Origin of the sequence: Collinsella aerofaciens, from assembly GCF_015555045.1 — a bacterium.
Taxonomy (GTDB): domain Bacteria; phylum Actinomycetota; class Coriobacteriia; order Coriobacteriales; family Coriobacteriaceae; genus Collinsella; species Collinsella aerofaciens_W.
Genome location: NZ_JADNJQ010000009.1, coordinates 63,522 through 78,277 on the forward strand (window position 1 = coordinate 63,522; position 14,756 = coordinate 78,277).

Sequence of the window (14,756 nt, forward strand, 5' to 3'; positions counted from 1 at the left end):
GGGCTAGTCCTCCTTGGTCTTGGGGTCGAGGGCGTCGCGCAGGCCGTCGCCGGCAAGGTTCAGCGAAAGTACGCTCGCGATGATGGCCGCTGCCGGGAAGAAGATCATCCACGGGGCTTTGCGCATCACGTTCTTGCCCGCCTGCAGGATGTTTCCCCAGCTGGCGTCGGGCGCCTTGATACCCAGGCCCAGAAACGAGAGGGCGGCCTCCGAGAGCACGGCCTCGGCAAAGACGAAGGTCGCCTGCACCAGGAAGGGCGCCATAACGTTGGGCACGATATGCAGCCACACGATGCGCGCGGTCGAGGCGCCCTGCACGCGCAGGGCTTCCACAAAGGGCTCCTCCTTGACCACCATCGCACGCGAGCGCACGATGCGCGCCATGCTGGGCGTATAGACGATGGAGAGCGCGATGATGACGTTCCAGACCGAGGCGCCCATCATCGCCATGAGCGCGATGGCCAGCAGCACGCCCGGAATGGACATAAGGCCGTCGCAGATGCGCATGAGAATATGATCGAGTCTCTCGTTGTAGCACGCATAGGCGCCGATCACCAAGCCGAGCGCACTCGTCGCGAGCGTGACGGCAATGCCAACGCCAAGTGACACGCGCGCGCCCGCGATGACGCGGGCAAGCAGATCACGGCCAAAGTCATCGCAGCCAAAGGGATGCGCGGGCGAAGGCGCCGAAAGTCGCAACGTCATCTCCTGCGCATTGGGATTAACCGTCCACACCAGCGGACCGACGAGCGCGATCAGCGCAATCGCCAGGAAAATGCAGCCGCCGACCACAAACCCCTTGTTGGCAAGAGCCTTCTTAACGTTTGCCATCATGCATCGCCCCATTTGCGAGCGCGCGGGTCAAAAGCGCCGTAGGCAAGGTCGACGGCCAAATTGATCACCGAATTCAACAAGGCGATGACCAGCAGCACGCCCTGAATCACCGGATAGTCGCGACGCTCGATAGAGCTCGTGACCAGCTGGCCCAAACCGGAGATGTTAAAAATGGCCTCAGTCACCACGGTGCCCGTAATCAGGGCGCCAAAAGAATAGCCGACCGAGGTGAGAATCGGCAGCGCTGCGTTGCGCAAGGCATGGGCCAGCACAACGCGAACCTCGGAGACGCCCTTGGCACGCGCCGTCTTGACGCAGTCGAGCTGCATGGCCTCGATCACGCTCGAACGGGTCATGCGCATGAGCAGGGCCGCCTGCACGCATCCAAGCGATATGGCCGGCAACGCAAGATAGCGTAAATGGCTGAACCAGCCCTTCGATAGCGGCGCATAGCCGGCCACCGGGAACACACGCAACGTGACGGCAAACAACCACATAAGCATGAGCGCCATCAAAAAGCCGGGTATCGCCACGCCCAAAAGAGCAACGACACGCAAGACCGCGTCGGTGCGCGACCCATGTTTGAGGGCAGCGACGACGCCGCAGGGCAGAGCAATCAACAGCGCGATGAGCTGTGCCAGAAGCGCGAGCGACAGCGTGGGGCCAAAGTGCTCGGCGATCGCCTGCGTGACGGGCTGGCGCATAAAATACGAATCGCCCAGGTCGCCGGTAAGCACGCCGCCCATCCACTCAACGTAGCGCTGCGGCAGCGGCTCGTTGAGTCCCAGGCTATCGTTGACGCGCTCGATCTGGTCGGCCGAAGCCTCCATGCCGAGCATCGAAGAGGCCGGGTCACCCGGTGTGAGATAGATAATCAAAAACACGACGACCGAGATGATGAGCATCACCGGAACCATCGCGCCTATACGTTTGAGCGTGTACTTCAACATGCGAGGCGTCTATTTCCCCTCTGAACGTGGACAGGGCGTGGCGGCCACAGGGGACCAGACCCCTCCAGCCGCCACACCATCTATTGCATTACTCCGGACGCTTGGCGTTCCAGATGATGGCGCCGTCGAGCACCTCGACGTCCTCGACGTCTGCCTGGGTGCCCGTGATGGAAGCGTAGTGGCAAAGCGGCTCGATGACGGCGATCTCATAGAGGCGCTCCTGAGCCTCGGCCCACTTCTTGGCCGCGGCGTCGGTGTCCTTGGCGGTGCGGGTCTCGGCCACGAGCTTGAGCGCCTTCTCGTCGGACAGGCCATAGAAGGCCTTGGAGACCGAGAGGGACTGGGCCGGGATGGGCTTGTAGTTGGTGGAGGCCACAAAGAGGTCCCACTGCTCGGGCTTGCCGGAGCGGATGTCCATGAAGGTCGCGAACTCGTAGCTGTCGACCTCGGCGGTGAAGCCGGCCTTCTCGAGCTGCTCCTGCAGCGCGACGGTGGCGTTGTACATATCCTTGTAGTCGGGGGTGGTCAGCAGCTTGACCGTCTCACCGGCATAGGAGGTCTTGGCCAGAGCCTTCTTGGCAGCCTTGGCGTCGGCCTGGTTGAAGTACTTCTTGCCCGCGTCGGTCGCCCACTGAGTGTTCTCGGGGTTGCCAAGGTTGGGATCGATGTTGAAGAGCTCCTTCTCGCCATAGGCGGCAAGAGCGGCCGCCTCGCAGTCGATAGCCATGAGGGCGCACTTGCGGATCTCCTCGTCGGCGAAGACGCCCTCGTTCATGTTGAGGAAGGCGGTCAGAACGCCGGCGTTATGGGTGTAGAGCTTGACGTCGTCGTTGCCGTCGAAGTCGTAGTAGTTCTCGGTGGGGATCTCGCCAGCAATATCGTACTCGCCGGTCTCAAACCCGCTCACGCGCGTGGAGGCCTCGGTCACGAACTGATAGTAGATGTCCTTGGTGGGCGCGGAGACCTTGCCGGTGTAGCCCGAAGCCTTGCCGTGGGCGGCGACATAGTCCTCGTAGCGGGTGAGATGGACGTACTGGTCCTGCTTCCACTCCACAAACTTGTAGGCACCGGTACCCACGTACTCGGTCACGCCGGTATCGCCCGCGGCCTCGATGACCTCGGAGGGGAAGATACCCGGATACTGGGAGTGGTTGCCCAGGATGATCAGAAAGTCGATGGCGGGCTCGGTCAGTGTGCAGGTGACCTCGTGGTCGCCCGAGGCGGCGAAGGTGGCACCGGGCAGCAGGCTCGCGGCGCGGTCGTTGACGGTGAGCCAGCGGTTCATCGAGGCCACGACGTCCTCGGAGCCAAACTCCTTGCCGTTGTGGAAGGTGACGCCCTCGCGCAGCTTGATGGTGTAGGTCAGGCCGTCATCGGAGACCTCATAGCCCTTGGCCAGCACGGGCTGGGGCTCGTAGTCGCTATCGAGGCCAAAGAGCGGCTCGACGACGTTGCAGATGATGTCCATGGTCACAAGCGACGACGTGGTGTGCGGATCGAGACCGTCCGGGCTCGCCGGGAGCGCGATCTGCAGCTCGTCGCGATACTCCACATCCTGGCCGGAGGCAGCGGCGCTACCGCTCTCGGCGCCCGAACCGCCGCGGCCGGCGAGGCCGAGGCCCGCCATGGCGCACAGGGCAGCGGAGCCGGTCAGAAAACCGCGACGGGAAACGCCCGCCTTGAAAAGGTCGTTGTTCATTGAGTTCCTTTCGTGTCTGAACAAACGGACAGAATCTGCCGGGACGGCGGAAATCCCCGCCCCGGCAGCTATACGAAGCCGGTCGGCGCCCTGCGGTGCATCCGGACACCGGCCGGCATGGCAACAGAGAAATCCCTATCGCGCGGATAGGAACACCCGGCGGCACAGCTTAGCGAAGGTGCGGCTAAATCGTCTCGAGGAAGGCCTCGATGCGGGTCTGGAGCTGACCGGCGTCCTCGCCGGCGTAGTCGGTCGTGATGTGCATAAACGGAATGCCCGCCTCCTCGGCGGCCTTCTCCACGGCAAACGACTCCATCTCGTAGAGCGTGCAGAACTGCAGGGCCACGTCGACGATGCCGTCAGCATGCAGGTCCTTGGCCATCTGGACAATGTCCTTCATACGCTGGTCGTTGGGCGTAAAGACGGCGCAGTTGATCTTAAAGTAACGCTCGGCGATGGCGTCGAGCATCTCGTCGACCGTCTTGCCGGACTCGTCGACCAGGTCCTTGTAGTAGCGCGAACCCGTGCAGGACTCCTCGCCCACCACGACGCCGCCCGCCTTCTCGATAAGGTTGAACAGTTTCCAGTTGGGCACGGCCATGGGCGTACCGGTGTACAGGATGCGCTTGGTGCCCTTGGGCGCCACACCCTCGCCGGCCTCAACGCGCTGCTCGCACTCGGCGGCCATCTCGTTGATGGCGCCGGTCAGGCGCGGCGTGTCATCCATAAAGGCGGCCTGAACGGTCAGCAGGCTGTCGAGACCGCTGATGGGCGCCGGGTCGGCAGCGCGCGTGGCAGCGAGGCGCTGCAGGGCGCGACGCTTCTCATTGACGCTGTGGATGGCGGTCTTCAGACGCTCAGGCGTAATCGTGACGCCACACTCCTCCTCAATCTTGGCGGCGAGCTTCTTGACCTCGGCCTTCCAGGTCACGAGCGTCGACTCGTCGTGCACGTTGGGAATATCCATGACGTACATGTTCTTTTGCGTGGCAAAGAACTCGTAGGCCTTCTTCTTGCCATCGCAGGTGTTCTCGCCCACCACCAGGTCGCTCGACTCGATGTAAGGGCAGACCTCACCCAGCTTAAAGCCGGCAAAGCTCTTGATGAGCGGACAGGTGTTGCGCGGCAAGTGCTCCTCGACTTTGTCGGTTGCCCAGTCGGCACCCGAGCACAGACCCACAGGGATACCGTCGCAGGCGAGCACGATCTCCTCGGGCACGTAGACGCAGAAGCTGCCAACAATCTTGGTGGCCTCGCCAGCCTCCTTCTTGTCGAGCATCTCCTTAATACGGCCGCTGTGGATGTTGGTGGCGACAAAATCCAGGTAGGACGTGGACTTGGGGCGATTGTTCTGCGTCAGGAACATATCGCCGTACATCTGGCCCACGGCGCCCAGCAGCATGTCGTGGTCGGCAAGATTCATGCCGAGGCTCTCCCACATCGGATGGAAATCGAATTCTTCAGCCATGACGGTTCCCCTCTCGAACCAAAAATGAATAGCTACGGTATTGCTGCACGGTGGGTGGCGAAAACCCAGCCGTGCTCAAACCCGGAATTTTGGGGAACCTGCTTTGCGGTCGATTATTTAGTTGTGCGTCGTCTCTCCCGGAGCCGTGAACATACCTGCTCATATGCGACTCCGAGCCATATACAGGGCGCGCGCGGCAACGCGGCGAATGTATGTCGTCTGCGGCATGTGCGCACCCTCCTTTACAAGATAAGATCAACTATATCAACGGTCATCGACCATGCGAACACCGTTGACATTCGTACGACAGCATCGTGCGTCGTCGTTTAATAAAAAATTATCTTGATTGGTAAGAGTTTGTCGTCCCTCATTCGGCGAGCGGCAAGACAAAGCCGCCGAGGCTTATATCCCCGACGGCATTACCCGGCGCTATCGACAAACCAAATGGATCCTGCTGGCATCAAAATGCATGCGCAGCGTCTCGCCTGCTTGCGGCAGCGCGTCGACAGGCATGCCCACCTTGTTGACCTTCCACTGCAGACGCGTGGGCGCATCGACGCGCGGCACGTCCAGCAACACCAGCCGCTCAAAGCGCGAATCACTCACGCGGGCCACGTGCAAGTCATAGCTGTTGCGGCCCCGCTCAGCGCGATTGTCAACATGGAAGTAGCTTGCGCGAATACCCAGGTACGCCACGTCATCGGGAATCTCGCGACCCACGTTAAAGGTCATGCCCCAGTCGAGGGCCTCAACTTCTTCGTCGCCGATCTTGCGCGCCCGGCTTGTGTTCTTGCAGCCCGTCAGGCGGAGCGCCGCCAGCGTCTGCGGACGGCGGACCACATCCTCAACGGAGCCAGTCTCCTCAACATGCCCGTCGTGCATCACGCAGATGCGCTGGCACAGGCGGCACGCCTCGTCGATGTCGTGGCTCACGTAGAGCACGGTGCGGTTACAGACGTCGAACAGGTCGAGCATGTTCTGCTCGAGTGCGCTCTTAAGATAGGAATCGAGCGCGCTCATGGGCTCGTCGAACATAAAGATGCCCGGATGCGCCGCCACCATACGGGCAAGCGCCACGCGTTGCTGCTGCCCGCCCGAAAGGCGCGCGGGATATCGGTCGGCAAAATCGGCCAGACCGAAAATGCCCAGATAGCGCTCGGCGAGCTTTTTGCGCGCGGCGGCGTCGCCCGCATCCTTTACACCGGCACATACGTTATCGGCCACCGTCATGTTGGGAAACAGCTGATAGTTTTGGAACAGCAGGGCGCATTTTCGCTCCTGGGGCGACAGGTTGATGCCCGCCGCCGAGTCAAAAAAGGTCACGCCGTTGACAACGATCTTACCCTCGTCGGGCGTCTCCACACCGGCGATGCAGCGCAGCGTACAGCTCTTGCCGCAACCCGAGGCGCCCAGCAGGGCCACGCGCTCCTCGCCGGCCTCAAGCTGCATGTCGAGCACAAACCCGGGATAACGTTTCTTAATATCCAAAACGAGCGACATAGCTTATCGACCTCCCCGCGGCGCCGCATCATCACGCATGAGCTCGGCCAGCGCCTCGCGATCGATACGCAGCGCATCGCCGCCGACTGGGTCGAGCGAATCGCCCTGTCCGGCGAGACCTTTGGCCTGTTTGCGCTCCGCACGGGAAAGGCCACGTTCGCGATACTTTTGCGAATGCGCCGTGTACATATTGATGAACAGAATGACCAGGAAGCTGAACGCGATTACGACTACGACCCAGAAGAGCGCGACCGACGTATTGCCGCCCATCCACTCAAAGTAAATCGCAATGGGAATGGTCTGCGTAATACCGGCGTAGTTGCCCGCAAAGAACAGGGTGCAGCCAAACTCGCCCATCGCGCGGGCAAAGGCGAGCACCGTGCCGGCGGCAATCGAGGGCCAGCCAAGCGGCATCATGAGCTTGGCAAAGATGCGACGCTCGGACCATCCCAGGGTTCGCGCGGCGTCGAGCATCTGCGCGTCAAGACTCTCGAAGGCTCCGAGCGCCGTGCGGTAAACCAGCGGAAACGACACGACGACGGCCGAAATGACCGCCGCGGGCCACGTAAAGACGATCGAGATGCCGTGCGCGATAAGCCACTGGCCCACCCCGGTCGATCGACCAAATAGCATAAGCAGCAAAAAGCCGCAGACCGTGGGTGGCAGCACCATAGGAATCGTAAAGACCGAATCGAGCAGGCCCTTGATGCGACTCGAGGTACCCATAGTCTTCCACGCGGCGAACAGGCCCAGCGCAAACGCGATTACCAGAGCAAGGCCGCTCGTTTTAATGGACACCCAAAACGGGCGATAGTCGATGTCGCCCAAAAAGGAGGCCAGAGAGGTCAAGGGCCCCTGCTCGTCCCGCAACACGACAGACGACGCTTCCACCATTTGAGCGCTATCAAGCCAACGCGCGCCGCCCATGGCATCACCCGAGGCTGATGCAATCACCACATAGCGGTCCCCATCCGCACTGCGCTCGTCAAAGCCATAGGTATACCCACCGGCATCAAACGTTGTTTCCGCCGTGACATACCAAGGAAGATCAACGTCCCCTAGCTGCGTACCTCCCATGCAGTTTGCGCTGTCGAGCTCACAGACGAGGGCCTTGAGACCCGATACGCACTCGTTATCCTGCGGATCCAACCCATACTTCTCGACCGCCTTGGGCGACATCCACACCACAACGCGATCGGCAGCAGGCGCCACTACAAGGTCCACGTCCTCGTCAACGGGAAACCGATAGCCCTCAGGCTGGCCCTCCATGGCACGAGCGGTCCCCTTGGCCAACCGCTCAAAACCCTCGATCCCATAGGAAAGCCCATGGGCGGTCGCAGCGTTCTGGGCCCCGTCCGCAGCGTCCCCAGCAAATGCAAATCCCGGCACCCAGCAAAGTGCGAAGGTCAAAGCACAGGCGACAAGCATGCGGAATCTATTAAGCACGAAAAGCTCCAAGAGAATACAAGGACGGAGTAAAACACAAAACGATGGAATTATCGCGCCAAGCCGCACTACGCGGAAAGCTCAAAGCCGTACTTCGCCCAAATCTTCTGCGCCTTCTTGTTGGTCAGGCAAAAGTCGATAAACGCCTTGGCCTCGTCGGCATGCTCGGAGCTCTCGGCAACGGCACCCGGGTACACGATGGGTTTGTGCGAATCCTCGGGGCACACGAAGGCCTCCTCGATGCCGTCATAGCGGAAGATGTCGGAGCTGTAGACAAAGCCAGCCACGCAGTCGCCCGTAGAGACGTAGGCGGCAGCGGTACCGACCTTGTCGGCCAGGGCCACCTTGTCGGCGATCTCAGGCGCGTACTCGCCGTCATCACCCTCGGTGCCGGTGTAGAGGCCCACGGAAGCCAGCGCCTGGTTGGCGTACTTGCCGGCGGGGACGGTCTTGGCGTCGCCAATGGCGATCTTGCCGTCCAGGTTCGCGACGTCGGCGATGGCCTCGACCTTGGTGTCGGAGCCCTCGGCGCGAATGATCACAAGGTCGTTGACGAACATGTCCTCACGCGTGTCGGTGTCGACGAGCTCGGCGGTCTCAGCGTCATCCATGGTGCCCTTGGAGGCCGTGATGAGCACGTCGACAGCTGCACCGGCGCGCATCTGCTCGACAAGGTCGCCAGACGCCTTAAACTGCGTGTCGGCAAACGTGGTGCCGGTCTGGTCGGTGTAGAGCTCCTGAACCTCGGGCAGAGCCTTCTCGAGCGAGTTGGCGGCAAAGACCTGCAGCTCGACAGCTTTCTTGGAAGATGCCTTAGCAGAACCGGCATCGGATCCGGTCGGCTCTGACGTCTTGCTGCCCGAGCAGCCGGCAAGGCCAAGGCCAGCAGCGACGGCAGCAGAAAGCGAGACGAATCCGCGGCGAGAAACCATATCGAACATGTTCAACCCTTTCGAACGCTATACCCGGGCACCCCGCCGCAGGCTTTATTCTGTTACTAGATTATACTTCCGTGCGAATAATGTTTGTGATAATTATTTCTCGTCTAATAAGTTTCTTTTACCGATAACCCCGAGATGACCGCACTGCCGCTGCATAAAAAGGCGGAGCAGCCCGTAAGGTCGCTCCGCCGCAGGTAGTGCGCTTATTTGGCGTGCCCGCCGCCCGCCGTCATTTGGGCCGCATGCTCCAGCTGATCGCTCACGGCCTCCCAGCTTTCGCGGGCCGCTTTCGTGGATCCCGGAAAGTTGATGACAAGCGTATGCCCACGCTGCATGCACACGGCGCGCGAGAGCATGGCGCGGCGTGTCTTGGTCATGGAGTATGCACGGATCGCCTCGGCAATACCCGGCACATCGCGGTCGCAGACGGCACGCGTCGCCTCGGGCGTCACGTCGCGCATCGAAAGTCCCGTGCCGCCACAGGTGAGCACGACATTGGCGTGGCACTCATCGGCAGCTTCCACAATGGCATCACCGATCTCGCTGGCGTCGTCGCGCACGACCACATGTGAGACGACCGTCCAGCCCTGCGCCTTGATAAGTTCCTCGAGTGCGGCTCCAGCCTCGTCCTGAGCAAGATCGCGCGTATCCGAGCACGTCACGATCGAAATCTTCAACTCCATAGTCTTCCTCCTACAACACCGTGCCCTCGGGCAGGTCGACACGCACGACACCCACGACGTCGCCCGCCTTGAGCTCACACGGTCCTTCGTCAATACGCAGCAGGCAGTTGGACCGCTGCATCGTACCGAGCAGCGCCGAATTCTGCGTCTTGGCCTCGGTCACCAACAGCTCACCGGTCTCGGGGTCGCGCAAAACCGTGGCGCGATCGAAGAAGCGTCGGTCCTGGCGCTTTTTCACGCCGTGCGTGAGCGTCGCCTGCTGCACGGGACGCGCACCCTCGGAAAAACCGCGCATCTTGCGAATCGCCGGACGGGCAAGCATCTCAAAGCCCACATACGCCGCGGCCGGATTGCCTGAAAGCCCCAGGTAGGGCTTACCCCCGAGCAAGCCAAACGTGATGGCCTTGCCCGGACGCATCGAGATGCGATCGAACAGCACCTCGCCCTCGCGCCGGACGAGCGCCGTCACGTAGTCGTAATCGCCCGCCGAGGCGCCACCACTTGTAATGACAAAATCGCACTCTCGCGTGGCGCGATGCACCAGCTCGGCAATCGCCTGCTCATCGTCGGGCGCAATACCGTAGAACACCGGATCTGCCCCGGCATCGAGCGCCTCGGCCATCAGCGCCGAGGAGTTGGAATCGCGAATCTGACCGCGCGCCGGTACCTTACTCGGTGCGACCAGTTCCGTGCCCAGCGAGATAATGCCCACGCGCGGGGCGGCATGTACCTTCACGCTCGCGTATCCGGCGCTTGCCAGCAAGCCGGCGCCCGCCGGGGCCACGACCTCGCCGGCATGCATCACAACATCGCCGGCATGGGCCTCCTCGGCGGCAGAGCGAACGTTCTCCCCTACCTTGGCAGGCGCCGAGAAACGAACGTGCGAGCCCTCGTTGCCATCGCCGTCGAGCACGTCGACGATCTCGTACTTCACCACGGCACCGGCACCTTCGGGCACCGGCGCGCCCGTCATGATGCGGACGGTCTCGCCCGCGCCGATTGTGCCCTCAAAGACATGGCCCGCGGCCTCGTGTCCTACGACGGAGAGCGTCACCGGAGTGTCACCGGCGGCCGCAGCAAGATCGGCTGCGCGCACGGCATACCCGTCCATGGCGCTGTTGGCAAACGGCGAGATGTCGATATCGGCCACCGCGTCCTCGGCCAAGGGAAGACCGGCGGCCTGCCACACGGGAATCTCGACGAGATCGGTCGGAGCAACGTGCGACAGAACAATCGACTGCGCGTCCTCCAGCGGAATGAGTTTCTCTGCCATATGCACCTCTTAATGCCACGGCGCACAACAGGGGCGCCGAATCTTTATGCTTGTCTCAGTATAATCCCCCGACGCACGACCGCGACTCGGCCTATACCCGCAAATACACCTGTCGGTTGCAGGCCGCGAAACAGAATGGAAACCAACCCACCGGCTCGTCGCGTTTACCGCGTTTTATAATGCTTGCGTTGCAACCTAAAAGAGGAACGTATGGCTCATAACGACAAACCCGAAAGCGCAAACGAAGCGCAGGATCATTCCCAGCCGCTCGACGAAGGCGGTTTTTTCTCCCTGAACGACGTCATCACGGCAGGCAGGCATCAGCTCACCCGCTCTGAGCATCTCTTGGCTGCCGACACGCGCCGCAACGCCCGCAACCTACTCGCGAGCACCAAGTTGCTCGCACTCGTCGTCATCGTCTCGCTCGCCATGGGCGTTGCCGCTTGGGCGTTTTTGGCCTCGCTGAATATCGCGACCGACTATCGCGAGCACCATGCGTGGGTCTACGCCTTGCTTCCCGTTGTGGGCATGGCCACCGCATGGGTCTACAAGAACCACGGTCTCGCCGCAAAGCGTGGCAACAACCTGGTCATCGACTCCGCTCTGGGCACACGCCTCATCCATATGCGCATGGCCGTCCTCACGTTTGTGTGCTCCACGCTCACGCACCTAACGGGCGGATCGGCCGGTCGCGAGGGGGCCGCGGTGCAGATTGGCGGCACCATCGCCAGCAACATCTCGAGCCTCGCCCACCTCAAAAAGCATGACCACCACGACCTCATGCTCGCCGGCATCTCGTCGGCCTTTGGTGCCGTATTCGGTTCGCCCCTTGCCGGAGCTTTCTTTGGCATGGAGATGTGCTTTATCGGCAAGATTGACTACACCGCGGGCATTTACTGCCTGGTCGCCTCGTTTACCGGCTACTTTACATCAATCGCCCTGGGTACCGAGTACGAAGCGAATGTCATCGCCAGCGTTCCCGCCATGACGCCCAAAACGGTCGTCATCGTTGTTATCAGCGCCATCATCTTCGGTCTGACGGCACGCCTCTTTGCGTGGTCGGTTCGAACCGTCAAGAGCCTGTACGGTCGCTTTATCACCAATTACCTCGTTCGCGCACTTATAGGAGCACTCGTGGTTTTGGCCGCGTATGCCCTCCTCGACGCCTGGGACTACGCCGGCCTTTCCACATGGCTTTCCGGCGCCGGATTTGCCGGCAACACCACCCTGGCGGACGCAGCCATCAAGTTGGTCGTCACAGCGCTTACCCTGGGCGCGGGCTTCCAAGGCGGCGAGGTCACGCCCCTGTTTGGCATCGGTGCGGCGCTCGGCGGCTGGATCGGTTGCCTCGTCGGAATCGACCCCAGCTTTCTGGCGGCGCTGGGCATGCTCGGCGTGTTCTGTGCCGGCCTCAACGTGCCCATCACCACCTGCATGATGGCCATCGACCTGTTCCACGGCACGGCCGCCGGGTTCTTTGTCATCGTGGCCTTTATCAGCTACCTAACCGGCGGGCACCGCGGCGTGTACCCCGCCCAGCGCATCATCTCACCCAAGCGCCGTTCGCTTATTGTGGATGAGGGCGGTACGGTAGCGGATGCTATCGAGCGCCACAACGACCTGATAGAGTAGACGTAAGCATTCGCCGTGCAGCCACAATCGGGGGCAATTCGACCTGAGCGCGACCGCACCGTCACGTCATACGCCGGGAGTCGCCCCATGCACGCAACTGATTTTGGTCGCACGCTCATCATCGCCAACCCAGCCGCCCAGTCGGGTGCGGCGCACGAAGTTGCCGAGCGCCTGCAGCGCTTTTTGGACATGACTGCACGCGCATCCCAGTTTGACCTGGTGCTGACCGAGCGCATGGGGCACGCCAAGGAGCTAGCCGCCCAGGCAACGGGCTATCGCACCGTTATCGCGCTCGGCGGCGACGGCGTGATCCACGAGGTCGTCAACGGGCTTATGAAGCAAGAGGAAGACGCCCGCCCCGCCCTCGCCGTCCTGCCCGTGGGCTCCGGCAACGATTTTGCCCAGACGCTCGGTATCGACGATTTCTCCGGCAAGGATTTTGGCGCGCTGCTCACCTGCGAGCTGCGGCGCCAGGACATCGGGCGTATTCGCTCGTGGAACCCCGCAAGCGGCAGCGGCGAGGCGGCCGTCGAGTATTACGACCAGACACTCTCCGTCGGCATTGATGCCGCCATCGGCCTGGGCACCACCGAGCTACGGAAGAAGACCGGCTTGACGGGTGCTCCGCTCTATACACTCTCGGGCCTGGAACAGTTTGGCCTGCGCTACCGCAACTACCCCATGACGGTCAGCTTTGACGGCGCGCCCGCCGAGCGCGTGCGGGCGATTATCATGGCTATCCAGCTGGGCCCCACCTATGGCTCGGGCTATCGTATCTGCCCCGACGCCGACCCCTGCGACGGCATCCTTGACGTTTGCTACGCCTGCGGCCCCGTGCCCCGCGCGGTTGCCCTGCCCATGTTCCTTTCGGCCAAGGACGGCCACCACACCAAGCTGCCGCCGGTGCGTATGCGCCGCTGCCGCCAGGCCGAGCTCACCTTCGAGGAGCCCGACTACCCCATCCAGGCCGACGGTGAGTCCATCGCCGCCTCGCGCATCGAGGTCGATATCCTCCCGGCCGCCCTCGAGGTCTGGCGCCCCACCCACAAGTAAAGTCCGTAGGACAAAATAAGCAATTCGGCTATTCCTCCCCGCCCGGCTTACGACGGTTAGCCTTTTTAATGGCGTTGAAGTGTTTGTCGTTGAGCCTGCGCTGGCGAGAGCGCTGAGGCACCTTGGTCTTTACGCGTCGGCGCGGTGGACGCCCGCGACGCTCGAGCTCAGCGCGCAGCTTACGCAGACAGCAGCTACGATTCTGAAACTGACTGCGGCTCTCGCGCGCCGTCACGGTAATCCCCGTGGGTCCATGCTTCATGCGCACCGCTGAATCCGTCGTGTTCACGCCCTGCCCGCCCGGACCTGTCGCGCGAAACACCTGCACCTCGCAATCGCGCGCCAACTCCTCGACCGACATCTCGGCATAGCGCGTATACTCGCGCCATCCCATCTTGTTCTCATCCATATCAACACCTCCCCTCATACAAAAAATGTGACAAAGGGACAGTCCCTTTGTCACATCGCATACCAATCGCTTGTGTTGCGAGCCTAGGCGAAGGTGATCTCGCCGTTCTCGCAGTCCATATCGGCGATACGGGCCAGGCTCTCAACGCGGAAGCCGCGCTCGCGGAGCTTATCGCCACCGCCCTGGAAGCCCTTCTCCACCGCAATGCCAATGCCGGCAACCTCGGCGCCCGCGGCCTCGCAGATCTTGATAAGACCCTCGAGCGCGCAACCGTTGGCCAGGAAGTCATCGATAATCAGGACCTTATCGCCCTCGGACAGGAAACGCTTACCCACGATAACCGGGTACTCCTTCTGCTTGGTAAAGGAATAGATGGTCGTGGCATATTGCTCGCCGTCGAGGTTGATGGACTGGGCTTTCTTGGCAAAGACCACCGGAACGCCGCCAAAATGCTGAGCCGCGATGCAGGCCATACCAATGCCCGAAGCCTCGATCGTCAGGATCTTGTTGATCTCGACACCCTCGAACAGACGGGCCCACTCGGCACCCATGTGGTCGAACAGCTCAACGTCGCACTGGTGGTTGAGGAAGGCATCAACCTTAAGGACGTTACCGGCCTTTACGATGCCGTCATGGCGAATACGATCCTCAAGCTCCTGCATGGCGCAACCCCTTCTCGCGGCAACGATACCGCGCGATTAATAAACGTTGTTCGATAGTCTACCACGGACCGACCCCCGCCCGCCCCACAAGCCACATCGCACCATAAAGCTGCAAGACCAGCCAATGTGGGACGTGTCTCTATAGTTTTGTCAACCGCGTGCTTCGCGCCATTTCGGCATGACGCATCCGGGCGCCCGGCGCCCCC

The 14,756-nt window shown here is 61.8% G+C and carries 13 protein-coding genes; 2 read left to right on the forward strand and 11 right to left on the reverse strand.

Features of this window, described 5'->3' with window-relative positions; genetic code table 11:
• Window positions 1–3: 3 nt before the first annotated feature.
• From I2E45_RS04820 to I2E45_RS04860, 9 genes are all read right to left on the reverse strand, one after another.
• Window positions 4–831 carry an ABC transporter permease gene (locus I2E45_RS04820; RefSeq protein WP_229058832.1) on the reverse strand — a complete coding sequence of 276 codons (828 nt, stop codon included), beginning with the start codon at window positions 829–831 and terminating at the stop codon, window positions 4–6.
• Window positions 831–1,784, reverse strand: coding sequence for an ABC transporter permease (locus I2E45_RS04825; protein ID WP_195444626.1), 954 nt, complete (start codon window positions 1,782–1,784; stop codon window positions 831–833). The genes I2E45_RS04820 and I2E45_RS04825 overlap by 1 nt, the downstream gene beginning before the upstream one ends.
• An 88-nt stretch (window positions 1,785–1,872) precedes the next feature.
• Window positions 1,873–3,483 (reverse strand): ABC transporter substrate-binding protein, encoded by a 1,611-nt coding sequence (locus tag I2E45_RS04830; protein ID WP_195444648.1) that lies wholly within the window; start codon window positions 3,481–3,483, stop codon window positions 1,873–1,875.
• A gap of 184 nt (window positions 3,484–3,667) precedes the next feature.
• Window positions 3,668–4,951 (reverse strand): double-cubane-cluster-containing anaerobic reductase, encoded by a 1,284-nt coding sequence (locus I2E45_RS04835; RefSeq protein WP_195444628.1) that lies wholly within the window; start codon window positions 4,949–4,951, stop codon window positions 3,668–3,670.
• Between the two features lie 429 nt (window positions 4,952–5,380).
• The gene (locus I2E45_RS04840; RefSeq protein WP_195444630.1) at window positions 5,381–6,451 is read right to left on the reverse strand and encodes a sulfate/molybdate ABC transporter ATP-binding protein; all 1,071 of its coding nucleotides are present in this window, start codon (window positions 6,449–6,451) and stop codon (window positions 5,381–5,383) included.
• A 3-nt stretch (window positions 6,452–6,454) separates the two neighbouring features.
• A complete protein-coding gene (gene modB, locus I2E45_RS04845; protein ID WP_271742183.1) occupies window positions 6,455–7,897 on the reverse strand; it encodes a molybdate ABC transporter permease subunit in 1,443 nt (480 codons plus the stop codon).
• Window positions 7,898–7,965: 68 nt separating this feature from the next.
• Window positions 7,966–8,838, reverse strand: a complete 873-nt coding sequence (modA, locus tag I2E45_RS04850; protein ID WP_195444632.1) for a molybdate ABC transporter substrate-binding protein — start codon at window positions 8,836–8,838, stop codon at window positions 7,966–7,968.
• 203 nt (window positions 8,839–9,041) lie between these two features.
• Window positions 9,042–9,521: a MogA/MoaB family molybdenum cofactor biosynthesis protein gene (locus I2E45_RS04855; RefSeq protein ID WP_195444634.1), complete on the reverse strand. Its 480-nt coding sequence runs from the start codon at window positions 9,519–9,521 to the stop codon at window positions 9,042–9,044.
• 10 nt (window positions 9,522–9,531) lie between these two features.
• Window positions 9,532–10,794, reverse strand: coding sequence for a molybdopterin molybdotransferase MoeA (locus I2E45_RS04860; protein ID WP_195444636.1), 1,263 nt, complete (start codon window positions 10,792–10,794; stop codon window positions 9,532–9,534).
• 210 nt (window positions 10,795–11,004) lie between these two features.
• Here I2E45_RS04860 and I2E45_RS04865 point away from each other — a divergent pair, with 210 nt between their 5' ends.
• Together I2E45_RS04865 and I2E45_RS04870 are read left to right on the forward strand one after the other, a co-directional pair.
• Complete coding sequence (locus I2E45_RS04865) at window positions 11,005–12,426, forward strand: chloride channel protein (RefSeq protein WP_195444638.1); 1,422 nt, start codon at window positions 11,005–11,007, stop codon at window positions 12,424–12,426.
• Window positions 12,427–12,513: 87 nt separating this feature from the next.
• Window positions 12,514–13,479: a diacylglycerol/lipid kinase family protein gene (locus I2E45_RS04870; RefSeq protein WP_195444640.1), complete on the forward strand. Its 966-nt coding sequence runs from the start codon at window positions 12,514–12,516 to the stop codon at window positions 13,477–13,479.
• A 28-nt stretch (window positions 13,480–13,507) separates the two neighbouring features.
• On the opposite strand, the gene I2E45_RS04875 is transcribed toward I2E45_RS04870, so the two are convergent.
• Together I2E45_RS04875 and I2E45_RS04880 are read right to left on the reverse strand one after the other, a co-directional pair.
• The gene (locus tag I2E45_RS04875) at window positions 13,508–13,906 is read right to left on the reverse strand and encodes a peptide chain release factor-like protein (RefSeq protein ID WP_324249327.1); all 399 of its coding nucleotides are present in this window, start codon (window positions 13,904–13,906) and stop codon (window positions 13,508–13,510) included.
• Between the two features lie 65 nt (window positions 13,907–13,971).
• The gene (locus I2E45_RS04880) at window positions 13,972–14,550 is read right to left on the reverse strand and encodes a xanthine phosphoribosyltransferase (RefSeq protein ID WP_089571612.1); all 579 of its coding nucleotides are present in this window, start codon (window positions 14,548–14,550) and stop codon (window positions 13,972–13,974) included.
• Window positions 14,551–14,756 lie beyond the last annotated feature (206 nt).

What these genes read in the sequence shown, in the direction of transcription:
- modA (WP_195444632.1), bottom strand. Translation starts at nt 8,838, where the DNA reads ATGTTCGATATGGTTTCTCGCCGCGGATTCGTCTCGCTTTCTGCTGCC.
- I2E45_RS04835 (WP_195444628.1), bottom strand. Translation starts at nt 4,951, where the DNA reads ATGGCTGAAGAATTCGATTTCCATCCGATGTGGGAGAGCCTCGGCATG.
- I2E45_RS04875 (WP_324249327.1), bottom strand. Translation starts at nt 13,906, where the DNA reads ATGAGGGGAGGTGTTGATATGGATGAGAACAAGATGGGATGGCGCGAG.
- I2E45_RS04865 (WP_195444638.1), top strand. Translation starts at nt 11,005, where the DNA reads ATGGCTCATAACGACAAACCCGAAAGCGCAAACGAAGCGCAGGATCAT.
- I2E45_RS04870 (WP_195444640.1), top strand. Translation starts at nt 12,514, where the DNA reads ATGCACGCAACTGATTTTGGTCGCACGCTCATCATCGCCAACCCAGCC.
- I2E45_RS04855 (WP_195444634.1), bottom strand. Translation starts at nt 9,521, where the DNA reads ATGGAGTTGAAGATTTCGATCGTGACGTGCTCGGATACGCGCGATCTT.
- I2E45_RS04860 (WP_195444636.1), bottom strand. Translation starts at nt 10,794, where the DNA reads ATGGCAGAGAAACTCATTCCGCTGGAGGACGCGCAGTCGATTGTTCTG.
- I2E45_RS04830 (WP_195444648.1), bottom strand. Translation starts at nt 3,483, where the DNA reads ATGAACAACGACCTTTTCAAGGCGGGCGTTTCCCGTCGCGGTTTTCTG.
- I2E45_RS04880 (WP_089571612.1), bottom strand. Translation starts at nt 14,550, where the DNA reads ATGCAGGAGCTTGAGGATCGTATTCGCCATGACGGCATCGTAAAGGCC.
- I2E45_RS04820 (WP_229058832.1), bottom strand. Translation starts at nt 831, where the DNA reads ATGGCAAACGTTAAGAAGGCTCTTGCCAACAAGGGGTTTGTGGTCGGC.
- I2E45_RS04840 (WP_195444630.1), bottom strand. Translation starts at nt 6,451, where the DNA reads ATGTCGCTCGTTTTGGATATTAAGAAACGTTATCCCGGGTTTGTGCTC.
- I2E45_RS04825 (WP_195444626.1), bottom strand. Translation starts at nt 1,784, where the DNA reads ATGTTGAAGTACACGCTCAAACGTATAGGCGCGATGGTTCCGGTGATG.